This is a genomic window from Bacillus sp. WC2507, assembly GCF_052656125.1.
In genome coordinates, this window is the sequence record NZ_JBQXPN010000001.1 from 5,205,600 (window position 1) to 5,229,751 (window position 24,152).

Consider the following 24,152-nt stretch of genomic DNA (forward strand, 5'->3'; position numbering starts at 1 on the left):
TTAGAGATGCAAATGTAAAGTTTTAATGTATTATTTTTTCGAAATAATTTAACAAACTACGTGAATGTTACATTTCTTGTGTTATATAATAAAAAATGTATATAACACAAGGATTGTTTTGAGTATTTATTTTAATTTTCATTTAAATTAAATTATTCGAATATATCTTAACTAATGAATTTCGGAGGTAGTTTATCATGTTTTGGCTACAATTTCTTACGTTACTACTCTGCATTTTTATTGGCGCACGCCTAGGCGGAGTTGGTCTAGGAGTAATGGGTGGCGTTGGTATGGCAATACTTGTTTTCGTCTTCCACTTACAACCTACAGCTCCGCCTATTGATGTAATGCTTATGATTTTAGCAGTAATTACAGCTGCCGGTGCACTGCAAGCCGCTGGAGGAATGGACTACCTTGTTCATCTGGCTGAGAAAGCATTACGAAAAAATCCAAAGCGCATTACATTCTTTGCTCCAATTGTTACTTATTTATTTACACTCTGCGCAGGAACTGGTCACGTTGCTTATTCTGTACTTCCTGTTATCGCAGAAGTCTCTCGCGAATCTGGTATTAGACCGGAACGACCAATGTCAATTGCCGTAATCGCTTCCCAACAATCAATTACAGCTAGTCCTATATCAGCTGCAACAGTTGCACTTTTAGCAATGCTAGCTGACTATAAAATCACTTTATTAGATATTTTAAAAGTAAGTATCCCTTCTACTTTCATCGCTTGTATGGTAGCTGCATTTGTTGCTAGCAAAATGGGGAAAGAATTAAATGAAGACCCTGAATACTTAAAACGATTAAAAGAAGGAATGATTCCTAAGATTGAAGAGAAAAAAGAATTTGTTGGTGTAAAAGGAGCTAAATTATCAGTTATCCTTTTCCTAGTAGGAACTTTTCTTGTCGTACTTCTCGGTTCATTTGAAGCACTTCGTCCAGGATGGATAGTTGATGGGAAGTTAGCCCGTCTTTCCATGCCAAACACAATTGAAATGGTTATGTTAACGATCGCAGCTCTTATTATTATTTTCTGTAAACCAAATGTAGAAAGCATCGTGTCTGGTAACGTCTTTAAAGCGGGGGCAACAGCAGTTGTTGCTATTTTCGGGATCGCTTGGATGGGAGATACTTTCTTTAACGGAAACTTAAATATGATTCAAGGATCAATTCAGCACCTAGTAACAAGTGCACCATGGCTATTTGCCATCGCATTATTCATTCTATCTATTTTACTATATAGTCAAGCAGCAACAGTACGCGCTTTAATGCCTCTTGGATTATCACTCGGTATTCCACCAGCACTACTAATCGCGATGTTCCCTGCAGTAAATGGATACTTCTTCATTCCAAACTATGGAACAATCGTTGCTGCCATTAACTTTGATCGCACTGGTACAACTGGCATTGGTAAATATGTTTTAAATCATAGCTTTATGATTCCAGGCCTAATCGCAACATTCACTTCTATCGGAATTGGAATGCTCTTAATTTCAATTATGTTTTAAAGAAAAAGCACAAACCCAAAGTTTTAAAGGGTTTGTGCTTTTTTAATCAAACGTTTGTTTAAATATTTTTAACTGTCCATTCTGCCATTATGTTCTTTAATATTTGTGTGAAGTCCGCTGGGAAAAGATGACCCAAACCTTCTCTCACAATTAATTTACAGTTCACATTATATTTCTCGAACATCGACATTAATTGAAGCGTGTTTTCGTAAAACGGATCTTTATCTCCCGTAACAATATATCCTTCTACATTCGTTATATCATTTGATACGACTATACTTTCAATTGCCTCAACATCTCGAATAGCGGGTATAGCTGCAATAAATTTTTGAGTCTCTAACATATTCTTTAACGCTAACTCTATCGCTATATTCCCCCCTTGAGAAGCTCCCGCAAGGATGGTGTCTTCCAAGTCATATTTACCCATAAAATCATTAAAACTTTTCATAATATCTTTTATAGCTATATCATGATTATCCCAGCTATAAGAATTCATTCCATGTACTTGTGAGGATTGAGAAAAACCTAACATATACTCACGTAATATTTCTTCTCCATACCAATACGGTGCAAAATCATTTATGTTTGATCCTCTCCAATGTAAAGAAAATAGTCCTGTCTTCGCCTCTTCATTTCCATAAGTAAATAATTTCGGGTCGGCTGTTAGCTGCTGTTTCTTAAAGATTTCTTCACACTTTTTCACTATCATTTTAAAAGCTTCATTCTCTCGTAATTCCTTTAAATCTTCATCCTGCATAAGTGTATGTGGATTCCACCAAATTCCCTTTTCTAAAGCTTCATTTAAACTAACAATTGCTTCTTCATACTTCCCTTCTATCGAAAGTACACACGCTTCCCAAAAGCTAGTTTTATCCATCCTTTCAGGGAACTCTCTTTTCGCTTTATCTATGTATCTATAAATAACATCAAAGTCTCCTTGTTCGAATAAACGAAATAATTCATTTTGCAACTCTACAAACTGTTTACGTTTCAAACAATCATCTCCCTTTTTCTAAATATCAATATCAGAAAAAAATAAAAAGCTATGTAGCCTTTTAATACTACATAGCCTTCTTCTACAAACTGTTACTTACTTCCTCTACTAGCTTCTTCGTACTTTCATACGCAGATTCTGCTAAACTAATCGCGGAAATAACGGAAACACCGTCCGCACCTGCTTCTATAACTGAAGCTGTATTTTCAATTGTAATACCACCAATTCCGACGATCGGTATTGTAATTCCTTGCTCTCTAAAATGAGCTAAACATTTCGTTCCTTGCACAGCTTTCGTATCTTTTTTCGTACTCGTTGGGAAAATAGGGCCAACACCTAAATAATCAGCTCCGTTTTCAATTGCCCAACGTGCTTCTTCAATTGTATGTGTAGATACACCAACAATTTTATCCCCCATTTTTTCACGAACAGAAGTAATTCCTTCATCATCTTGTCCAACATGCACGCCATCTGCATCTAACTCGAGAGCTAGTTCCACATCATCATTTACGATGAATGGTACACCGTACTCCTTACAAATTGCTTGTAGTTCTTTTGCGAAACAAATGCGTTTCTCTCCCGTTAAAGCGCCTTCCCCCTTTTCACGAAATTGAAAAATTGTTATACCGCCTTCAAGTGCATCTCTCAATACTCGTAGTGGCTCCTTCGTACAATTGTTACTTCCCATAATAAAATATACTGATAATAACCTAGACATTTCAGCCTTTGTAATCCGCGACATCTAGTTCCCCTCCTTACTATATAATCTCAATCTTCCCATACTTCTCAATATCACCTGAAGTGGTATTCGCTAACTGATTTAAAAATTCAATTTGGAAACTACCCGGTCCCTTTTCCACTGTCTTGGCAGCTGCTAGTTCCGCAGCTACACCATAAAATGTTAATGCGGCTACCGCTGCCTTTACATAATCCTTTTCTATCGCTACAAATGCTCCTATTACAGAAGTTAGTAAACAACCAGTACCTGTAACTTTCGTTAAAATAGGGTGACCATTTTGAATAAGAATAGTTCGCTCTCCATCTGTAACAACATCTTCTTTTCCAGTAATTACCGCAACTGTATTCAATTCGTCTGCTGCCTGCTTTGCAATACTTACGACATTACCATTTCCAGCACCAGCGTCTACTCCTTTAATTTCCCATCTCTCATTAATAACATTCGCTATTTCAGCTGCATTTCCGCGAATAATCGCTAACTCGATTTCAGCTGGAATATGTCTCGCAACTTCTGTTCGATACGATGTTGCTCCTGCACCAACTGGATCAAACAGTACTGGTACATTGTTCACATTTGCTGATTTACCTGCAAGTAACATTGCTTCTACTTCTTCAGGGCGAAGTGTCCCCATATTTAATACTAACGCTCCAGCAATGCTAGCCATTTCTGCTACTTCTTCTTTTGCATACGCCATTACAGGCGATGCCCCTAACGCTAACAAACCGTTAGCTGTAAAATTTGTTACAACGACATTTGTAATATTATGAACGAGCGGATTAGATTCTCTCACCAAATCCACTACTTTACTAATTTCTTTTATATTCATCATTCTCATCCCCTAACTATAGTGATGGGAGATACACAAAAAGACACTTTGCGCGTACGCAAAGTGCCTGAACATGTGCTTTTACACTCTCCCTACGCTGGCATTATCCAACAGGTTCAAATGGTCAATGACGGATTAGTCATACTCTCAGTTTGCATCCACAAACTCCCATGTGTTTAGTATTCTTCTACTTCAAAGTCTACTCTTATTCTAGTAAAATAACAAGTTCTTTACTTTTCTATTTAATATAGAAGCAACTAATAAAACAATACGTATAATAAATAAGTATCTATTTCTCATAGTCTCATCATGGTGCATATTATGTTCTGTCGCCATCATTCACTTTCAAACAGATGTTATCCCACTAAAAAACGTTCAAATCTGGAGCGAAACTGAATCTCAAGAAGATGTATGCTATAGTTAACGTATGGAAATTTGAAAGGATGTTTTAAATATGTCAAAAAGCGTTGTAATCGCTGAAAAGCCTTCCGTTGCACGTGATATTGCTCGCGTACTGAAGTGCGATAAAAAAGGAAACGGCTACCTTGAAGGTAGTAAATATATTGTAACTTGGGCTTTAGGTCATCTCGTTACATTAGCAGATCCAGAAAGCTATGATGTGAAATATAAAAAGTGGAATTTAGAAGATTTACCGATGCTACCAGAGCGTTTGAAATTAACGGTGATTAAACAAACAGGGAAACAATTTAATGCTGTAAAAAGTCAGCTTCTTAGAAAAGATGTAACTGAAATTATTGTAGCAACAGATGCTGGACGTGAAGGAGAGTTAGTCGCTCGCTGGATTATTGATAAGGTTCGAGTTAACAAACCAATCAAACGTCTATGGATTTCATCCGTTACTGATAAAGCAATTAAAGATGGCTTCGCTAATTTAAAACCAGGTAAAGCATATGACAATTTATACGCTTCTGCAGTTGCACGTTCAGAAGCTGACTGGTATATCGGTCTTAACGCGACTCGAGCTTTAACGACTCGCTTTAATGCCCAGCTGAATTGCGGCCGTGTTCAAACACCTACTGTCGCTATGATCGCTAATCGTGAAGATGAAATAAAGAACTTCAAAGCTCAAACTTACTACGGCATCGAAGCTCAAACAACGAATCAGTTAAAACTAACTTGGCAAGATGCAAACGGCAATAGTCGCAGTTTTAATAAAGAAAAAATCGATGGTATTGTAAAAGGTTTAGATAAACATAATGCTACTGTTGTAGAAATTGATAAAAAACAGAAGAAGTCATTCTCTCCTGGTCTTTACGATCTAACTGAATTGCAACGTGATGCAAATAAAAAGTTCGGTTATTCTGCGAAAGAAACATTAAACATTATGCAGAAATTGTATGAGCAACATAAAGTGCTAACGTACCCTCGTACAGATTCACGCTATATTTCATCTGATATCGTTGGAACACTCCCAGAACGTCTAAAAGCATGTGGCGTTGGAGAGTACCGTCCTTTAGCACATAAAGTATTACAAAAGCCTATCAAGTCTAATAAGTCATTTGTTGATGATAGTAAAGTAAGTGATCATCACGCAATTATTCCAACAGAAGGATACGTTAACTTCTCGGCCTTCACAGATAAAGAACGTAAAATTTATGATTTAGTTGTAAAACGTTTCTTAGCCGTTTTATTCCCAGCATTCGAATACGAACAACTAACGCTACGCACAAAAGTTGGTAATGAAACGTTCATCGCACGCGGAAAAACTATTCTACATGCCGGCTGGAAGGAAGTATATGAAAATCGCTTTGAAGATGATGATGTAACCGATGACGTAAAAGAGCAACTTCTACCTCACATTGAAAAAGGCGATACATTAACTGTGAAGTTAATTATGCAAACATCAGGTCAAACAAAAGCACCTGCACGTTTTAACGAGGCGACTTTACTTTCAGCAATGGAGAATCCTACAAAATATATGGATACGCAAAATAAACAACTTGCTGATACGTTAAAATCAACTGGTGGATTAGGTACTGTAGCGACACGAGCTGATATTATCGACAAGCTATTCAATTCATTCTTACTTGAAAAACGTGGTAAAGATATTCACATTACTTCAAAAGGTCGTCAGTTACTCGATTTAGTGCCAGAAGAGTTAAAATCACCTACGCTAACTGGTGATTGGGAACAAAAGCTCGAAGCAATTGCGAAGGGTAAACTGAAAAAAGAAGTATTCATTTCAGAAATGAAGAACTATACGAAAGAAATTGTTTCTGAAATTAAATCGAGTGATAAAAAATATAAACATGACAACATTTCAACGAAGTCTTGTCCAGACTGTGGTAAACCAATGCTGGAGGTAAACGGCAAAAAAGGAAAAATGCTCGTTTGCCAAGACCGTGAATGTGGTCATCGTAAAAATGTATCTCGTACAACAAACGCTCGTTGCCCACAATGTAAGAAGAAGTTAGAATTACGTGGTGAAGGCGCTGGCCAAATTTTCGCATGTAAATGTGGCTATCGCGAGAAATTATCGACATTCCAGGAGAGACGTAAAAAAGAATCTGGAAGCAAGGCTGATAAGCGCGACGTTCAAAAATATATGAAACAACAGAATAAAGAAGAAGAACCATTAAACAACCCGTTCGCAGAAGCATTAAAGAAATTAAAATTTGATTAAACAAAAAGGTTCCTACCTCTATCGGTAGGAACCTTTTTTTATTAATGAATAATTTTACTTCCTTTTGCGTTCTCAACAAACTTTTCACTCGATTTGTTAATTGGTGTTTTCAATAATAACGCAGCGATAACGATGACTACTACGAACACACTTAATACAAGTAAATCTCTAATAACTATATCCCAAAGCATGCCACCTACTGTTTCACGAATTGCACTAATTGCATATGTGAATGGTAAGAACGGATAAATTGCTTGGAAGAATGGTGGTGTCATTTGAATTGGGAACGTACCACCCGATCCTGCTACTTGAAGCACAAGTAAAATGATTGCCATCGATTTCCCAACGTTTCCGAAAATAGAAACGAGTGAGTACACGATACAAACAAATACTCCGCCAATAAATAAACTAAATAACACAAACCAGAATTTATCGACTACGTACGTACCGAGCAAGAATATATCCCCTATCGATACGATAAATGCCTGCGAAAGACCTATCGTTAAGAATGTTAATAAACGTCCAAAGTATATTTCATGGCTCTTATAATTCGCGCCCTCTTCATGTACTTCTACCGTTAATAACGAAACCATTAATAGTGCGCCTACCCATAATGCAAGCACTGTGTAGAATGGTGACATCGCTGAACCGTAGTTCGGCATTGCAAATAACTTATTCTCTTTTAAATTTACTGGATTCGCGAAGTAATCACTTTGCTTTTCAACATCATTTTTCAATAAGCGTATGATGTCTTTTATATCCTCTTCTGATTCAAAATCACGAATTTTATTTGCTAAGTCTTTAATCTTTTTCTCAGTAGCTGGCATTTCAGCTTTAATATCTGCAATTTTCTTTTGACCATCTACTAAGCCTTTTGATGAGTCTTCAAGTAATTTTTTCACATCTGGAAGCTTCTTATCTGCCTCGCCTAAAATTTGAGATGTATTTTTAGACATCTCTTTTGTACGAGCAATTGCTGCATTGAAATTCGGAGTGATTTCCGAGTCATATTTAGCTAAAATGTCACCAATTTGGCCCGAAACATTTTTAGACACTTGATTAATACTTTCAATAACATCTGCTGCTGGTTTTTGACCTTTATTAATAGCGTCAATTCCTTTATCAGTTAAATCCATTCCTTTTTGCAAACCATCTTTTGCTTTATTTAACTTAGCAATTGTGCCATTAAGATTTTTATCACTATTCACATCGCCCAAAACTTTATTTGTACTTTCCATAACCGGAATCATATCATTAACTAAATTCCATCCTGCTTTGAACTGTCCATTTAACTCATTTAAGGCTACTTTTGTAGAATCTAATCCATTAACACCTTTGTTACTTAAGTCTTCTCTTGCTTTTTCAAGCTCCGTTTTTAATCTGCTGTAATCATTTACAGCCTTATCATATTTTTCTCTACCATTGTCTAATGCTTCATTTGTTTGGTTTACTAAATCATTTGCTGCTTTTATATCTTGATTTAAATTCCCTCTTAACTGCTGAGCGTCTTCTTTTACATTTTCAGCTGTGTTTTTCAATTGCTCAGCTGTGCTTACTGCTTTTTCGAAATCTGCTACAAATGTTGCATTATAATCCTTTTCAGCTTGATTTACTAAATTATTTACTGTATCTAATTTTTGATTCACAGCATCTCGCACATCTTGTTTAACTTCTTGTCCGGAACTAATTAAATCTCCTACATGCTTAACTCTATTGTTAACATCCACCATAGAATTTTTAAGCACCGTTAAACTTTCTACTCTGTTCCCAAAGAACTGTTTACCAAAGTCCGTTGAAGCTGATTCTTTAAAAGTTGTAAAGAAATCAATTAAATATGAAACACTATCAATACGGTCTTGGAGAAGTTTTGAAGCATCCTGAACGTTTTTCTGTGCTACAGCTGGATCCACGCCCTTATTTTGAAGACCATCCATAACACTTTTCACATATGCCGTTCCAACACGAGTAGAACTAAAAACATTATTTACAGTTTGATCAATATTTTTAGCAATATTTTTATACCCCTCACCATTCACTTGCGGTAACGCTGGAATTTCTGGTATTTGTGGTACGTGCGGAATAGTTATATTAGGCAACACCGGGAATTTAGCCGGATCTGGAAGTGTCAGATTAGAATCAAATGATGGATTTTTTAAGAAATCCGTAATTGCTGCCGCACTATCTAAACCTTGTTGCATTATAATTAAATTATTCTTAATTGTTCCAGGTGCACGTTTCAATGTTTCATCATTTCTCGCAAAGAAGTTATCTAAATTCCCTAACGCTTCTTGCCCATCATTCATAACACTTTCTACAACTGGCAACTCTTTTTGCGCTACTTTCACAACATCTTCTGCCCGAGTCGCATCATCTAATGCCTTATCCACAAGTGTATTCATTTCTGGGAATTGTGCTTCTAACTTAAAGACAAGATCCTTGACCTTCTCAATACTCGGTAAGTTAGTTTCTAAATCGATTCCAAGATCGTTGAAGATTTCAAAAATCTCGCCGTTTGCTGTTTTAACAAAGTTTTTACTAATCTCTTCTGTCAGCCCCGATGCACCTTTAGCTGTAATCTTCGGCGCAATGGCATTGACCTTTTCATTTACGTAATAATCAATTTCTGGTTTCTGTGGATTTTCATTCAAGACTGTTGCAATCTTTTCAGAGAAATCCTTTGGAATAGTAATACTTGCAGAATAATCTCCACGCTCTACCCCATAAATCGCTTGCTTTTCATCAACAAACTTCCACCCAAAATTTTTGTCCTTCTTAAGTGAATCTACAATTTCTTTCCCGATGTTAATATCTTTCCCTCTTAAATTTGATCCAACATCTTGGTTAGAAACTGCAATCTGGATTCCTTTCGTATTTCCATAAGGATCCCAAGAAGCTTTAATGTTAAACCATGCATATAACGATGGTAAAATCATTAATCCTAAAACAATAACAATTGCAGCCCAATGTTTAGCTACATTCCGTAAATCTGTCTTATAAATACGCCAAATTTGTTTCATAGAAGTTATCACCTAATTATATATTTTTCCTTCTTTAGAAAATGATACATGCATTTTGCAATTATATCACTTTCTACATCGTGGATTAAACGAAAACACACTATTTTTCCCATTAAATATTTCACTTACTTCATTATATAACGAAGTAAAAAAAGTATGCATACAAAATGACCAAATTAGTTTTACATTCAATAATAACAAATATATAGGAAATGTCATAAAAAATACAAGTATTTTCTCTTGGAAATACTTGTATTCCTCAAAAAAATCCTCACAGCTTTTCATCATCTGTGAGGATTTCTTCTATTATATATCTACTTGTACTTCCACACCGAAATGATCTGAAATTACCTTTCGGTTTATACCATTAAAAATAACTTTTGAAGAACGAACTTTTTCACTTCGGTTACACAATATTAGATCGATTCGCAAATTATGTTTATTTTCATCCCAACCAGCAATTTCACCTTGGACAGTTGTTCCTTCATCCTTCTCTATTGCTAGTTCATATGTGTCGTACAAACCTTTTTGTATCATATATTCATAGCCTTCACCTTGCAAACGGGCGTTATTATTAAAATCACCCATTAAGAAGGATCGTTCATTACTATCTACACGCTCCATTAAACGCTCAACTTGATCTTGGAATGATTCTTCTTCATCATTCCACCAACCGAGGTGGCAAGAGTAAAGCGTGACGTTCTTACCATTATAAGCAATTGTTGTACTTACAATTTTACGTGTTTTCCAATACGTTGTATCCTTATTTTCTGAAATAAAGAACGTATCTTCTTTTACAACATTATGCTTCGTTATAATCGCTAATCCTTCTTCATACACATCATAACCAATATGAGAGAAATCCCAAGTAATATTGTAATCTTTTACATGTAACACTTTTAGCTCTTCTAGTAGTAAAAGTCCAAAATTATCTTCTTTCTTGTTACCGCATACATTTTCAGCTTGTATCGACTGACTTACTTCTTGCAATGCGATGACATCGTACTCTTCTTCTTGAATGACTTTAGCAAGATATTTTATCTTTTCCATTTGATTCTCTTCTTGCCAAGAGTGACAGTTTAAAGTTAGCAATTTCATCTTATTACGCACCTAACATATCTTGAATGTCTGACTTTAATACGTCAGCTTTCGGACCATATACTGCTTGTACACCTTTATCTTTTACGATCAGTCCTAAAGCACCATTTTGTTTCCACTGCGCTTCTGGTGCAACAACGTCTAAATCTTTTACTGTTACACGTAAACGTGTCATACAAGCATCTACATCTGCAATATTATCTTTTCCACCTAATAGATCAATAACTTTCGTTGCTAATGAACCATCTTGTACATTTCCTGTTCCTTCTGATGACTCATCTTCATTATCAATATAGTTACCTGCACGTCCTGGTGTTGGTAAGTTGAACTTTTTAATTAAGAAATTGAATAATGTAAAGTTCAGACCGAAGAATACGAATGAAACGATAACAAAATTGATTAAATCTCTAGTTAGTCCTGCATTAACCATCATCGGTGTACGAGTAATTAACTCAATAAATCCGAATGCATGAACACGTAAGTTAATTAAATCTGCTAACGCGAATGCAAGTCCTGTTGTAATTGCATATACAACATATAATACTGGAGCAATAAACATGAACATAAATTCAATTGGTTCTGTTACACCTGTTAAGAATACTGCTAATGCAGCTGATAAGAACATTGGTTTATATTTTGCACGTTTTTCTTTATCAACATTACGGAACATCGCGAAAGCAATACCCATTAACGCTGCTGTTGAACCGATAACTTGTCCAGCTTTGAAACGAGCTGGTACAACGTTATTTAATAAATCGTTATATGCTTTTGTATCTCCATTTGCTAGTAAATTATTTAAGTCTGTAATCCATGCAAGCCATAAAGGATCTTGTCCTGCTACAATTTGTCCAACTTTTGAGCCAGTTAACATCGTATATGTTCCGCCTAGCTCTGTGTAGTTCATCGGAATTGTTAACATATGGTGTAAACCGAATGGTAATAGTAAACGCTCTAACGTTCCATATACAAATGGTGCAACAACTGGTGCACTATCCTTTGAAGCTGCAATCCAGCGACCGAATTCATTTAATCCACTTTGGATGAATGGCCATAAAAGTGATAATACAATTGCAGTGACTGTAGACCAAACAATCACAACGAATGGTACGAATCGTTTTCCGTTAAAGAATGCTAATGCCTGTGGCAGTTTGTTATAGTTATAATATTTGTTATATAAAGTAGCTCCTAAGAAACCTGTGATAATCCCTACGAAAACTCCCATGTTTAATGCTGGTGCACCAAGTACAGAAGTAAAGTAATCTTTTACAATTAAATCTCCTGCTAATACTGAAGAAACTTTTGCTTTTGAATCCGCTAACATTTCAGCGTTTACGCCAAATATAGCTCCTGTAATTCTGTTTGTTAAGACGAATGCTAATAGCGCTGCAAACGCACCACCTGCGCGATCTTTCGCCCAAGATCCCCCAATTGCTACTGCGAATAAGATGTGTAGATTTGTAATAATTGCCCAACCGATGTCTTCCATTACTCGAGCGATTGTATGAACTGCGTTAATATCCCCAGCAGACATCCCAATTAACTTACCGATAGAAATCATTAAACCAGCTGCTGGCATTACAGCTACAACAACTAATAATGCTTTCCCGAACTTTTGCCAAAAATCAAAAGACGTAATTTTCATCTGTTCTTCCTCCCCTTTATTTATAACAACATAATGATTTAAATTATAATTTCTATTTTTCTTATGAAAACGATTCCTTATGTCACTTCATTTTCCTCTTTACGCAACCGTTTTCATAAATCTATTTTAATAAAAGCGTTTTCACATTGCAATAGAAATTTATTTTTTTTCATAAAAAAAGATGCTCTAAGAGCATCCTTTTTTATTACGAAATGCGATAAACCCTTGTTTCATAAGGCTTTAACGTGATTGTAGTTACTTGTTCATGTTCCACAATTTCATAGTTATTTAAAAGCAAACGTTTGCGTTCTAGTGCGAATGAACTCTCATTGTACACAGCTTCCTCTTTTGAGATATTGCTAATTACAACAATTTTTTCATCGTTTAATGTACGAGTATATGCATAAATTTGCGGATCATCTTCTAAAAGTAAATCATACGTACCGTAGTTCAGTACATCGTGCTCTTTTTTCACGGCAATCATTTTCTTATAGAAATTGAAAATAGAATTCTCTTCATTTTTCTGCTTTTCAACATTAATTTCTTTGTAGTTTGGATTCATACCAAACCAAGGTGCACTTGTTGTGAAGCCAGCATTCTTCTCATCATTCCACTGCATAGGTGTACGTGAATTATCGCGGCAAGAAGCCCATATAATCTCCATCATTTCTTGATGTGATACGCCCTCTGCAATTTTCTCTCGATATAAATTTTTAATTGCTACATCATCGTAATCTTCAATATTTGGGAATTGAACATTTGTCATACCAATTTCTTGCCCTTGATAAATAAACGGTGTACCGTGCATAAAGAAATACATCGCTCCAAGAGCTGTTGCACTTTCACGCCAATATTGTTTATCATCTCCCCACGTTGAAACGATACGTGGTTTATCGTGATTCTCGATATATAAAGCATTCCACCCTTTATTTTCTAACCCTTTTTGCCATTTTGTTAATACCTTTTTCAACCCTACAACATCAAGGTCTTTCTTCTTTTCTGCATCCCATAAGCTTAAATGTTCAAACTGGAATACCATATTGAATTTACCTTGCTCTTCTCCAACCCAAAGCTCAGCATCTTCAATCTTAACGCCATTCGCTTCACCAACAGTCATAATATCGTACTTAGAAAACGTATTTTCTTTTAACTCTTCTAATAAAGGTTGAATACCATCCACATTCATATGCTTATCAAAAGATGGTACATACTTTAGTTCTTTTGGATTTGGCATATCCTTAAAACCATCTTCTTTTTTAATATGGCTAATTGCATCCACTCGGAAACCATCAATTCCTTTATCAAGCCACCAATTCACTGTATCGTATAATACTTCGCGAACTTCTTTATTCTCCCAGTTCAAGTCTGGTTGTTTACGCGAGAATAAATGTAAATAATATTGTCCTGTTACTTCATCATATTCCCATGCCGAACCATTAAAAATACTTTCCCAGTTGTTTGGTTCCGCACCATCTTTACCATCATGCCAAATATACCAATCACGCTTCGGATTGTCTTTAGATGAACGAGATTCAATAAACCATGGATGTTCATCACTCGTATGATTAATAACTAAATCAATAATAAGCTTCATATCACGCTTATGAACTTCATCTAGTAAAGTATCAAAGTCTTCCATCGTACCAAACTCATCCATGATATCTTGATAATCACTAATGTCATAGCCATTATCATCATTAGGTGACTTATACATTGGACAAATCCAAATTACATCTATACCTAAATCTTTTAAATAGTCCAGCTTTGCAATAATACCTTGTAAATCTCCAATACCATCACCATTTGAATCCATAAAGCTACGTGGATAAATTTGATAAGCAACCGCTTCTTTCCACCATGTCTTATTCATAGTCATTCTCTCCTTTTGCATCCCGTCGGGAAATTTATGCAAACGTTTTCGTAACACTATCATAACAAAATATGAATAGTTTGCAACTGTTTTCATTGAACTCAATGTAGATTCTTTATTCTTATGCTTTATTTATTTCTCACAAAAGCAAACTCATTCCTCACCTACTCTTGTCCACGCACGTTACATACGCATTTCATATATTAATAAAAAGCACTGCTTATTTTAGAAAGGCGTGATAAATTGAAACAAACAAAATTAACAGGTCGTATCGTTGTTCCTTCAGATCCTGACTATGACGTATCCCGAATGAATTTAAATTTAAGTATTCCAAAAATCCCTTGTATTATTGTTTTTTGCCAAAATAAAAATGATGTCTGTAACGCCTTAAAATGGGCACGCGAACGTCATATACCATTTCGTTTAAGAAGTGGACGTCATAGCTATGAAAATTTTTCTCTTTTAAATAGAGGACTTATTATTGATGTAAGTGAAATGAATCAAATTACTGTTAATACCAAAAATTTAACCGCAACACTTGAGGCTGGGTCAAATCTCGGCACTGTCTATAAAAAACTTTGGAAATATGGTGTTACAATACCAGCCGGTACAAGTGCAAGTGTTGGAATTGTTGGATTAACACTTGGTGGTGGCATCGGTATGCTTTCACGCTTATTTGGATTAACATGTGATCAATTAGTAGAAGTTGAAATGGTACAAGCGTGCGGTACATTTGGAGCAAAAATTATTCGCGCAAACGAACATGAGAACCAGAACTTGTTTTGGGCGTGCCGCGGTGGTGGTGGTGGAAACTTCGGCATTGTTACTTCTTTAACTTTTCGAGTACATCCTATAAAAAATGTATCAATCTTCTCCATTACATGGGAATGGGAAGATTTTATTGCTGCATTTCAAGCTTGGCAAAACTGGGCGCCTTATATAGACGAACGTCTCACTTCATCAATTGAATTATTTGCAAAGCAACAAAATAAAATTGAAGCACAAGGTGAATTTGTTGGCTCCCCCTCTGAACTCCACGCCTTATTATCTCCTCTTCTTGAAACTGGTATCCCCTCTCTCTTTATAGATGAAGTTCCTTATATAAAGGCTGTTGAATTTTTTAACAGTGGTAATATCCCTGAAAACTTTAAGCGCTCCGGTTCCTACGTATATAAACCTATCCCTCTTAAAGGAATTCAAATCATGCAACACTTTCTTTCTCATGCACCAAATAAAGATGCGAGTATTTGGCACCAATCACTCGTAGGTGCTGTTGAAAATATTCCGCCTACTGAAACAGCTTATTTTCATCGTAAAGCAATTATTGCGCAAGAATACATTACCTCTTGGAAATGCGATGATGAAGAAAATCAAAATATACGCTGGGTTAAAGATTTACGAGAAACCTTAGATCCTTATACACTAGGTGACTATGTCAATTGGCCCGATATCGACATTAAAAATTGGCAAACTAGTTATTATGGCCCTAACTTTCAAAGATTGCGTAAAGTGAAAACCATATATGATCCTTGTAATGTTTTTCATTTTCAACAAAGTATCCCACCCTTTCATACGTAAAAAAGGAAGAACAGAATACTGTTCTTCCTTTTTACATTGAAAATCGTTCAATTGTTTGTTTTAAGTCCGCTGCTTGCTTCTCTAAATCCTTTAATAATTGATCGATTACTACCATATTTTTAGATTGTTGCAACGTCACACGTGCCACTTCTTGTGAACCAGCTGATGTTTCCTCAGCAATTGCTGCTACAGCCTTTGTTTGTGCTCCTGTTTGATGAATGTGACTCACTTGTTCATTCATATAACTACTAATTTGCTTCGTTGCATCAGCCACTTCCATAACACTTGATGACATCTCTTTTAAAATTAATTCCGTAGCTTCCCCACGTTTTGCCTCTTCTTTAGCTATTTTCACTTGTTCTGTCATTTTCATTGCAACTTGTTGTACTTCATCTTTCATATTTCGTAATAACTGCGATATGTTTCTTGCAGAATGATCGCTTTCATCGGCAAGTTTACGTACTTCTTCAGCTACAACTGCAAAGCCCCTTCCATGTTCTCCAGCACGAGCAGCCTCAATAGAAGCGTTTAGTGCTAATAAATTCGTTTGACTAGCAATCTCACTCACAACAGAAACAATATGTTCTACTTGTTTCATTCGTTCTTCTAACTTCTGTACATTTTGCATTGAATCTTCATTTTCTTTTGCCAATGTTTGAATACCTTGAATTAAGGAAGTAAAGACACGAGTACTATGCCCTAAAGCTTGAACCATTTCTGAAGACAACTCATCAGACTGTTTCGCTTTCTCTTCTACTTCACTTGCAATAGAAGTTGTTGTATCAACGGCAGACACAATTGCCTGAATGGAAGCGGCCGATTGCTCAGCTCCAGAAGAAATCTCTGCAAGTGTCTCAGAAACACCTTGTGCTTGTTTCGTTGCTTCGCCTGTTTGTTTTCTAATCTGCTGTACTTGATTGTTTGTATACGAAAATGTTGTATCAATATTCTTTACCATGCCTCTTAAGTTTCCTAGCATCATATTAAATGCAACACTTAAAGATTTAATCTCATCATCTGTTTTTGGTAATGGAACATCTTCACGAATATCTCCTTCAGCCGCTTTTCTCGCCGCCTCCTCCAACTTTCGAAGTGGTTTAATTAAAAAGATTGCTGCTCCATACGCTAAAATCCCAGACCATACTACACCTAATAACATAACGATAATATTATAAACAGTTTGACTTACATGACTTTGAAAATAATCGTATATTACGTAAATAAAAAATATACTTGTTGAATATGTAATAAAAGCTAAAACTGTAGTGAATAGCATAAGTTGTGTACGTAAGCCAAAGGAAAATGTCTTCCTTTCTTTTTCCATCTCTTCTTTCCCCCTTTTTATAAGCAATATAAGTACTACCTATATATTATTATCCATATTTTCGTTATAGAAAGATATAGGGATTTTAAAAATCATTATTCCCTTGAATATCAAATCACCCGAAAAAAATAAAGGATTCTGACAATTTATGACTAATAACAGAAATAAGGGGCAACATTTGTAAAATATATTTTGACTGGGGGTTTTGTATGATTCAGGTTCGAAATCTAGTAAAATCATTTGGCTCACTTGATGTTTTAAAAGGAATTGATTTAGAAGTGCAAGAAAAAGAAGTTGTTGTTTTAATTGGTGCCAGTGGTTCCGGTAAAAGTACATTACTTCGCTGTCTTAACTTTTTAGAAATGTACGATGAAGGTGAAATTCACTTACAAGGTGAACAAATTGATCCAAAGCATTCAAATTTAAACAAAGTCCGTGAAAATGTTGGTATGGTTTTTCAGCACTTTAACCTCTTTCCCCATATGACCTCACTAGAAAACATCATAGAAGCACCTATTCATGTAAAAAAATTAGAAACAGCACATGCAAAGGAGATTGGAAATCAGCTTTTGCAAAAAGTCGGCCTACAAGATAAAGCAGATGTAACTCCCCACCTCCTGTCAGGTGGTCAAAAACAGCGCATTGCCATTGCACGAGCTCTTGCTATGAATCCTAAAATTATGCTATTTGATGAACCTACCTCAGCCTTAGACCCTGAACTTGTTGGAGAAGTATTGCAAGTTATGAAAGAACTTGCTGAAGAAGGAATGACCATGGTTATTGTTACTCATGAAATGAATTTCGCAAGAGATGTAGCTGATCGCGTCATTTTTATGGATGATGGAAAGATTGTAGAGGACGCTCCACCAGCGCAATTCTTTTCAGCTCCATCACATGAACGCGCAAAACAATTTTTACGCAACGTTCTATAATGTAACTTCTGTTTCAAACGAAAAGAACTACATTCATACGGTGCACAAAAATATCTCAATAACATACTTAAAACCATCCGTATGATCAATATATAGGAGGGGTTTTATGAAAAGAAAACTATTAACCATTGTTGCGAGTATTACATTATGTACATCCTTCATACTAGGAGCCTGTGGTAAGGAAAGTGCTACTACTTCTTCAAATGGTGAAAAAGAATTTCGTTATGCGATGAGTGGATTATACAAACCTTTTAACTATAAAGAAAATGACGGAAAGCTTGCCGGATTTGATGTGGAAATTGGTGAAGCTCTCGCAAAAAAGATGGGAATGAAACCCACTCCCATTACAAATCCATGGGAAACGCTAATTCAAGGTCTACAATCAAAAAAATATGATGTGATATTAGGAAGTATGGCCATTACAGAAGAACGATTAAAAGCTGTTAGTTTCTCAAATCCATATTATCGCTCTGGGGCCCAGATTTTCGTAGCTAAAAAGAATACATCTATCTCTTCTCCAGAAAATTTGAAAGGTAAGAAAATTGGTGTTGTAAAAGCTAGCACCTTTAAAGATCTTGTTGCAAAACATACAGATCAAATTACAGAATATGATAGCGATATTACTGCACTTATGGACTTAGAGCCTGGACGTATTGATGCAGTAATCACTGATCAAATGGTTGGTTTACGCATGATTAAAGAAGGTAAATCAAATATAAAAGAAGCTGGAAAACCATTAAATCTTGATGAAATGGGAATTGCTATTCGTAAAGATGATAAAGAAATGGTTGAGAAAGTAAATAAGGCTTTAGATGAAATCATTAAAGATGGTACGTATGAAAAGATCAGTAAAAAATGGTTTGGACGTAATATTCTTGGTGAAGAGGAAAAAACGAAGTAAATTAGCTATTCAAAGGTTTCATAAATTATGCCCCACTTTTTATCCCGCTATTTAGGGCAGTAAAGCTCCCGATTGATGCGAGATAATAATCAGTGGGGTATTTCATTCTCTACCAAAATCTATACAATATGAGGTGACACATATGTTTGAAATTTTTATGTCTACTTATCCCACACTATTAAAGGCTACTATTGTCACATTACAATTAACACTAACATCCCTATTACTCGGTTCACTAATTGGATTACTATTCGCTTTTTTTCGAATCTCTAACAATAAGATTTTAAATAGTATTGCTCATGTATACATCGCTATTATTCGTGGTACACCTTTAATTGTTCAGATCGCCATTCTCTATTTCGGTATTACATCTATTATTGTTTTCACTCCTTTTTGGGCAGGAGCCATTGCTTTAGCGATCCATAACGGTGCATATATTACTGAAATTTTCCGTGGATCCATTCAATCTGTCGATAGGGGGCAATTAGAAGCCGCTCGCTCTCTAGGTATGCCGTATCCTTTAGCGATGCGCCGTATTGTATTACCGCAAGCATTTCGGCAATCTCTTCCTCCTTTAGGAAATCAGTTTATTATTGGATTAAAGGACTCTTCGCTCGTTGCATATGTAGGATTGTCCGAATTATGGGGATCAGGTTTATCAATTGCTGCAAGTAACTTCCAACAATTAGATACATACATAATCGTTGGTTTATATTACCTCGTACTTGTTCTTGTATTTACTTATTTTGTTAATCTTTTAGAAAAACGACTACAGCGAAAAGAAACAAATTCAGTTCAAGTTCGTGCAAATAATAAAAAAGAGGTCTCTTTATAAGAAAAAGCAAGCCTGAGATGGCTTGCTTTTTCTACTATAAAAATATATTAATTTTACTGATTTACTTTTTTAATACTCTCTTTTTCCTCTATATGTTCCTCACGATATGAAATATTATGAGGATCTAGTCCATTTCCTAAAGAACCATAGAAATGCTCTCTATGCGGATCCACTAATTCACTTCCTTGATAATACACACGTGGTGTATTCCATAGCGCTGCCAAAGCTTTTGTCATCGGCATCTCATGATAACGTTCCGGCCACATTTCTTTAATTTTCTCTTTTACTAACGGATAGTATTTAGAGCTCATAGCAGGAAACAGATGGTGTTCTGTATGGTATGAGAAATTGAAATGTAAAACGTCTACCCAGCGCGGCACTGTTACTGATAAACAGTTTGCTAACGGATCATTTACTGGAACAATTGGATTTAAGCGGTGATTCGTTGCGATATATGCCATTACAATAAAGTTAGCAATTAACAACGGAATCACATATGCAAACAACCATTTTCCAGGTCCCATAATAAACAATAAACTAATCCAAACAGTCCAAGGCAAAAGAAGTTGAAGCCATACCGATTTTTGATTAGATGACTTAAATTCTTTTATAAAATGAAAGAACATTCGAGTCGAATGCAATGTAAATTGAATTGTTAATGACAGAAAGCTAAAGAATGAACGTACATGAAGAGGCATACGATACACCCAACTCAGAAACTTACTCTTCTTAAGCTTCTCAAGTGTCGGCCATGCATCTGGATCATTCTCTTCATGCTGCGTATGAACATGATGCGTTGCATTATGCCACTTTCTCCAAAGTTTAGGGCCTGTTGATAATGGCATAAATGCAATGGCGCCTAAGAAATCACGAAGCCATGCCTTTCTTACAACAGTTCCATGTAAAATTTCATGTCCTAAAAACCCAAGTGAAGCAAAACATAATCCGAGAACAATCGCAATTCCTAGATTCGCCCACACATTCAATTCAAATACACCAATCGATATTAACCCCGCCAATGCCACAAGCAAATAAGCCAGTCCACCAAATAAACGAGTAGGAACTGGTTTAAATGCTTTTTTTGGCAAATGTGGTGATACACGTGCTGCATACCACCCAAACGTATGAAGCTCCTTCATCCTTTTGCCCCTTTCTTATGCCGCGCCTCGCGCAACTTACATATATCAATTCTTGCTTCCAGATTGATTTTACTAGGTAATTAAAAAAGCATCTATTATAAGGAAAATATACTCACTCTATCGTCACTTATTTTTCGCTTTTATTATCAATGAAAAACATTTCTCTTTTTACTCTCTATCAACCTTTCCACATGATGAATCATATCAATAGAATTTCTATATTGTCAACAACTTTTATGACCTAGTAATAAAAGTTGGTTATATTTTTATAATTATACTTTATTTCACTAAAGAAAAAACATAGATTTTATAAGGTTTTATCCGTTATACATATACATACGCTTACATCCTATAGACTCTATCTTATTCAAGAACCCTCGATGTAAACAACAAATAAACTCACCTGCATCTAGCTTTACACAACTCCTACCTCTTCATACCGACAACATTAAATAATTATACTAAAATAACTTTATCTTTCTTTTAATAAAAATAGACTCCTTCTAAAACAGCACACATGATTTTCATATAATATGGAAATATTATAAGAAAAATTGTTCTAAAATCGGGAGGTTTCTATAATGACAAGCGATACATTTCCACAATTGCCATTATCTTATTGGATTGAATCTACTCAGGTCCCTGCATTTCCCCATTTATCTGAAAATATAAAGACAGAAGTTGCTGTTATCGGAGCTGGTATTACAGGTATCACCACAGCCTATTTACTTGCAAAAGAAGGTATGAACGTTGTTTTAATTGATTCCGGTCTTATTTTAAATGGAACGACTGGACATACAACAGCAAAGGTAACAGCACAACATGATCTTATTTATGATGAATTAATAAATCATTTCGGTGTGGAAAAAGCGAGGCTTTACTATGAATCAAATAATCATGCTCTACAATTCATAAATGAAACGGTGCAAACATATAAAATCGACTGTAATTTCTCAAATGAAGATTCATATTTATATACAACTACTGATAATGGATTAAGAAATTTATCAAAAGAATATGAAGCCTATCAAAAATTAAATATACCTTGTGACTATGTTCAATCTCTATCGATTCCAGTTCCAGTACAATCTGCACTTGTCATGAAAAATCAAGCACAATTCCATCCCCTCCTTTATTTGAAAACACTTTTAGAAAAGTTTGTCGAGATGGGCGGCAAAGTTTATGAACAAACTACAGCGATTGATGTAGAAAAAGGTGATGATCCACAAGTCATTACAAAGGGCGGACATCGTATCACTTGCAAATACGTTGTTTCTTGTTCACATTTTCCTTTTTATGATGCAAATAGTTTTTTCTTTACACGAATGTACGCAGAGCGCTCGTATGCTCTTGCAATCAAAGCAAAAACGGATTATCCAGGTGGCATGTATTTAAGTATTGATGACCCAAAACGCTCCTTGCGCTATACAACAAGCAATGGGGAAAAATTAATTTTAATTGGCGGAGAAAGTCATAAAACAGGACAAGGAGTAAACACAATGCTTCATTATGAAGCACTGTATTCTTTTGCAGACGCAACGTTTGGAGTAGATGAAGTTCCCTATAGATGGTCAGCACAAGATTTAATCACGCTAGATAAGCTTCCTTATATCGGACATATTAACGAAAGAAATCCAAATATATTTGTTGCAACTGGATATCGTAAATGGGGAATGACAACTGGAACTGCTGCCGCTCATTTACTGAAGGATTCCATTCTAAAAGTCCACAGCCCATATAAAGAGCTGTATGCACCATCACGCTTCCATGCAAATCCAGATATAAAAACGTTCCTCTCCCAGAACATTGATGTTGCGAAACATTTAATTGAAGGAAAGATTGAAACCGCATTACGTAAGCCAGAAGATCTCGAAGTTGGTGAAGGATCTGTCGTTCATGTTAACGGGAAACGAGCAGGTGCTTATAAAGACAAAGATGGAAAATTACATATTGTCGATACAACTTGTACACATCTCGGCTGCGAAGTTGAATGGAATAATGGTGATTGTACTTGGGACTGTCCTTGTCACGGTTCCCGCTTTTCAATTGATGGGGATGTTATGGAAGGTCCAGCAGATCAACCGTTAAAACGAGTTGATAATGAGTAGACAATGCAATATGACTTAGCGTGGAATTTTTACTTATTCTCATTCGCAGGTCTTCTCGCATCTATATCTGTTTTTTTATTCCTGCAAAATAAAAAAGAGCACAAACTCACTTGTGCTCTTTTTCATATACTTCAAACAGCATATCTCGAAACAATGTATTTAAACTCTCAATATCGATCCCTAATCCCTTTTCAATCCTTTTCACGTATTGCTGATAGTAATGAATTTGTTCTTCTAAGAATTGATTTAGCACCTGAATTTTCAATCCAACATCTACTTCAGTACCTGCTTTTTTCTTTATTAACAACTTTTCAATTTCATCTAACACGCTACGTTCTAATGATAATTCTGTAATCAACCGATCAAATTCTACGGGAGGCAAAGTCGATTTCTCTTCTAACCATTTACAAGCTAAAATAGGACGTAATACATAAAAGTACTTTTTCAACTTTACATTCTCACCTTGCAAAAATTCACGATAATTTTTTGATGCCATATGTAAGTAATGATATATCGTTGCTTTTGGATCAAAATTCTTTTCACTCATTTGTTGAAGCTGCTCTGGAAAATGAGAGTTTTTCGAATAAAAAATTGGTGATCGAATCCACTCGAGTAAAGCTGGATTTGACTTTGCGAATAGTTGTAATGCCTTTTTAATATCCCAGCCACTTATATCTAAATCATCACTAATCGGATATTCAATTACATCTCGTTTATCATGAATTGATAAATACCATTCCACAGGGTGTATATAAACGAATCTAACATCATAATCACTATCTTTCGATGGAAATCCCCACGCACGACTCCCTGATTCTACTGCAAATAAAATTTTTACATCATTCTCTTTTTCAATTCTGTCTAACTCCAGCTCAATTTTCTCTCTCATTTCTTACCATCTCCATTTTTTGATTATTTCCTTGGAAATTCGACAAATATATTACTCATTTTACTACATACTAAAATAACTGTCAGAAAAATTCTGACAGTTCAA

General features: G+C 35.5%; 17 protein-coding genes, 1 pseudogene and 1 riboswitch. Of the genes and pseudogenes, 7 read left to right on the forward strand and 11 right to left on the reverse strand.

Going from position 1 to position 24,152, the window contains the following annotated elements:
* The first annotated feature begins 197 nt into the window (after positions 1 to 197).
* The gene (locus ACUN28_RS27355) at positions 198 to 1,511 is read left to right on the forward strand and encodes an anaerobic C4-dicarboxylate transporter family protein (protein WP_016136993.1); all 1,314 of its coding nucleotides are present in this window, start codon (positions 198 to 200) and stop codon (positions 1,509 to 1,511) included.
* A gap of 58 nt (positions 1,512 to 1,569) precedes the next feature.
* Here ACUN28_RS27355 and ACUN28_RS27360 read toward each other — a convergent pair whose 3' ends face one another.
* The 3 genes from ACUN28_RS27360 to thiM all read right to left on the reverse strand — a co-directional run bounded on the left by ACUN28_RS27360 (position 1,570) and on the right by thiM (position 4,070).
* Complete coding sequence (locus ACUN28_RS27360) at positions 1,570 to 2,505, reverse strand: hypothetical protein (RefSeq protein ID WP_016089483.1); 936 nt, start codon at positions 2,503 to 2,505, stop codon at positions 1,570 to 1,572.
* A gap of 82 nt (positions 2,506 to 2,587) precedes the next feature.
* Entirely contained in the window at positions 2,588 to 3,247 is a 660-nt protein-coding gene (thiE, locus tag ACUN28_RS27365) for a thiamine phosphate synthase (RefSeq protein ID WP_016089484.1), read from the reverse strand.
* A 16-nt stretch (positions 3,248 to 3,263) separates the two neighbouring features.
* Positions 3,264 to 4,070, reverse strand: a complete 807-nt coding sequence (gene thiM, locus ACUN28_RS27370) for a hydroxyethylthiazole kinase (protein ID WP_033659616.1) — start codon at positions 4,068 to 4,070, stop codon at positions 3,264 to 3,266.
* 72 nt (positions 4,071 to 4,142) lie between these two features.
* Positions 4,143 to 4,252, reverse strand: a riboswitch (TPP riboswitch).
* 272 nt (positions 4,253 to 4,524) lie between these two features.
* Between thiM and topB the strand changes: the two genes are divergently transcribed.
* Positions 4,525 to 6,714: a DNA topoisomerase III gene (gene topB / locus ACUN28_RS27375; protein WP_016089486.1), complete on the forward strand. Its 2,190-nt coding sequence runs from the start codon at positions 4,525 to 4,527 to the stop codon at positions 6,712 to 6,714.
* A gap of 41 nt (positions 6,715 to 6,755) precedes the next feature.
* Here the strand turns inward: topB and ACUN28_RS27380 are convergent, their stop codons facing one another.
* The 4 genes from ACUN28_RS27380 to ACUN28_RS27395 all read right to left on the reverse strand — a co-directional run bounded on the left by ACUN28_RS27380 (position 6,756) and on the right by ACUN28_RS27395 (position 14,341).
* A complete protein-coding gene (locus ACUN28_RS27380; protein WP_016089487.1) occupies positions 6,756 to 9,731 on the reverse strand; it encodes a YhgE/Pip domain-containing protein in 2,976 nt (991 codons plus the stop codon).
* A gap of 306 nt (positions 9,732 to 10,037) precedes the next feature.
* Positions 10,038 to 10,829 (reverse strand): endonuclease/exonuclease/phosphatase family protein, encoded by a 792-nt coding sequence (locus ACUN28_RS27385; RefSeq protein WP_016089488.1) that lies wholly within the window; start codon positions 10,827 to 10,829, stop codon positions 10,038 to 10,040.
* 4 nt (positions 10,830 to 10,833) lie between these two features.
* Positions 10,834 to 12,471, reverse strand: coding sequence for a PTS transporter subunit IIBC (locus ACUN28_RS27390; protein WP_016089489.1), 1,638 nt, complete (start codon positions 12,469 to 12,471; stop codon positions 10,834 to 10,836).
* Positions 12,472 to 12,676: 205 nt separating this feature from the next.
* Positions 12,677 to 14,341, reverse strand: coding sequence for a glycoside hydrolase family 13 protein (locus ACUN28_RS27395; RefSeq protein ID WP_016089490.1), 1,665 nt, complete (start codon positions 14,339 to 14,341; stop codon positions 12,677 to 12,679).
* Between the two features lie 243 nt (positions 14,342 to 14,584).
* On the opposite strand from ACUN28_RS27395, the gene ACUN28_RS27400 reads away from it, so the two are divergent.
* A complete protein-coding gene (locus tag ACUN28_RS27400) occupies positions 14,585 to 15,919 on the forward strand; it encodes an FAD-binding oxidoreductase (protein ID WP_016089491.1) in 1,335 nt (444 codons plus the stop codon).
* A 31-nt stretch (positions 15,920 to 15,950) separates the two neighbouring features.
* Here ACUN28_RS27400 and ACUN28_RS27405 read toward each other — a convergent pair whose 3' ends face one another.
* Together ACUN28_RS27405 and ACUN28_RS27410 are read right to left on the reverse strand one after the other, a co-directional pair.
* Positions 15,951 to 16,901, reverse strand: coding sequence for a methyl-accepting chemotaxis protein (locus ACUN28_RS27405; protein WP_445423431.1), 951 nt, complete (start codon positions 16,899 to 16,901; stop codon positions 15,951 to 15,953).
* Positions 16,893 to 17,243: pseudogene (locus ACUN28_RS27410) on the reverse strand (HAMP domain-containing protein); the annotation flags it as partial. The pseudogene ACUN28_RS27410 and the gene ACUN28_RS27405, both read right to left, overlap by 9 nt.
* A 209-nt stretch (positions 17,244 to 17,452) precedes the next feature.
* On the opposite strand from ACUN28_RS27410, the gene ACUN28_RS27415 reads away from it, so the two are divergent.
* The 3 genes from ACUN28_RS27415 (at position 17,453) to ACUN28_RS27425 (ending at position 19,911) form a co-directional block, all read left to right on the forward strand.
* Positions 17,453 to 18,175: an amino acid ABC transporter ATP-binding protein gene (locus tag ACUN28_RS27415; RefSeq protein WP_016089493.1), complete on the forward strand. Its 723-nt coding sequence runs from the start codon at positions 17,453 to 17,455 to the stop codon at positions 18,173 to 18,175.
* Between the two features lie 106 nt (positions 18,176 to 18,281).
* Positions 18,282 to 19,076: an ABC transporter substrate-binding protein gene (locus ACUN28_RS27420; protein ID WP_016089494.1), complete on the forward strand. Its 795-nt coding sequence runs from the start codon at positions 18,282 to 18,284 to the stop codon at positions 19,074 to 19,076.
* A gap of 142 nt (positions 19,077 to 19,218) precedes the next feature.
* The gene (locus tag ACUN28_RS27425) at positions 19,219 to 19,911 is read left to right on the forward strand and encodes an amino acid ABC transporter permease (RefSeq protein WP_016089495.1); all 693 of its coding nucleotides are present in this window, start codon (positions 19,219 to 19,221) and stop codon (positions 19,909 to 19,911) included.
* A gap of 53 nt (positions 19,912 to 19,964) precedes the next feature.
* Here the strand turns inward: ACUN28_RS27425 and ACUN28_RS27430 are convergent, their stop codons facing one another.
* Positions 19,965 to 21,050 carry a fatty acid desaturase family protein gene (locus tag ACUN28_RS27430; RefSeq protein WP_016089496.1) on the reverse strand — a complete coding sequence of 362 codons (1,086 nt, stop codon included), beginning with the start codon at positions 21,048 to 21,050 and terminating at the stop codon, positions 19,965 to 19,967.
* A gap of 581 nt (positions 21,051 to 21,631) precedes the next feature.
* Between ACUN28_RS27430 and ACUN28_RS27435 the strand changes: the two genes are divergently transcribed.
* On the forward strand, positions 21,632 to 23,158 hold the full coding sequence (locus tag ACUN28_RS27435) for an FAD-dependent oxidoreductase (protein ID WP_016089497.1): 1,527 nt from the start codon (positions 21,632 to 21,634) through the stop codon (positions 23,156 to 23,158).
* A gap of 106 nt (positions 23,159 to 23,264) precedes the next feature.
* Here ACUN28_RS27435 and ACUN28_RS27440 read toward each other — a convergent pair whose 3' ends face one another.
* On the reverse strand, positions 23,265 to 24,047 hold the full coding sequence (locus ACUN28_RS27440) for a nucleotidyltransferase domain-containing protein (RefSeq protein WP_016089498.1): 783 nt from the start codon (positions 24,045 to 24,047) through the stop codon (positions 23,265 to 23,267).
* Between the last annotated feature and the right edge of the window lie 105 nt (positions 24,048 to 24,152).

What these genes read in the sequence shown, in the direction of transcription:
- ACUN28_RS27390 (WP_016089489.1), bottom strand. Translation starts at nt 12,471, where the DNA reads ATGAAAATTACGTCTTTTGATTTTTGGCAAAAGTTCGGGAAAGCATTA.
- ACUN28_RS27355 (WP_016136993.1), top strand. Translation starts at nt 198, where the DNA reads ATGTTTTGGCTACAATTTCTTACGTTACTACTCTGCATTTTTATTGGC.
- ACUN28_RS27435 (WP_016089497.1), top strand. Translation starts at nt 21,632, where the DNA reads ATGACAAGCGATACATTTCCACAATTGCCATTATCTTATTGGATTGAA.
- ACUN28_RS27430 (WP_016089496.1), bottom strand. Translation starts at nt 21,050, where the DNA reads ATGAAGGAGCTTCATACGTTTGGGTGGTATGCAGCACGTGTATCACCA.
- ACUN28_RS27420 (WP_016089494.1), top strand. Translation starts at nt 18,282, where the DNA reads ATGAAAAGAAAACTATTAACCATTGTTGCGAGTATTACATTATGTACA.
- ACUN28_RS27425 (WP_016089495.1), top strand. Translation starts at nt 19,219, where the DNA reads ATGTTTGAAATTTTTATGTCTACTTATCCCACACTATTAAAGGCTACT.
- topB (WP_016089486.1), top strand. Translation starts at nt 4,525, where the DNA reads ATGTCAAAAAGCGTTGTAATCGCTGAAAAGCCTTCCGTTGCACGTGAT.
- thiM (WP_033659616.1), bottom strand. Translation starts at nt 4,070, where the DNA reads ATGAATATAAAAGAAATTAGTAAAGTAGTGGATTTGGTGAGAGAATCT.
- ACUN28_RS27405 (WP_445423431.1), bottom strand. Translation starts at nt 16,901, where the DNA reads ATGATGCTAGGAAACTTAAGAGGCATGGTAAAGAATATTGATACAACA.
- ACUN28_RS27395 (WP_016089490.1), bottom strand. Translation starts at nt 14,341, where the DNA reads ATGAATAAGACATGGTGGAAAGAAGCGGTTGCTTATCAAATTTATCCA.
- ACUN28_RS27415 (WP_016089493.1), top strand. Translation starts at nt 17,453, where the DNA reads ATGATTCAGGTTCGAAATCTAGTAAAATCATTTGGCTCACTTGATGTT.
- ACUN28_RS27440 (WP_016089498.1), bottom strand. Translation starts at nt 24,047, where the DNA reads ATGAGAGAGAAAATTGAGCTGGAGTTAGACAGAATTGAAAAAGAGAAT.
- thiE (WP_016089484.1), bottom strand. Translation starts at nt 3,247, where the DNA reads ATGTCGCGGATTACAAAGGCTGAAATGTCTAGGTTATTATCAGTATAT.
- ACUN28_RS27380 (WP_016089487.1), bottom strand. Translation starts at nt 9,731, where the DNA reads ATGAAACAAATTTGGCGTATTTATAAGACAGATTTACGGAATGTAGCT.
- ACUN28_RS27385 (WP_016089488.1), bottom strand. Translation starts at nt 10,829, where the DNA reads ATGAAATTGCTAACTTTAAACTGTCACTCTTGGCAAGAAGAGAATCAA.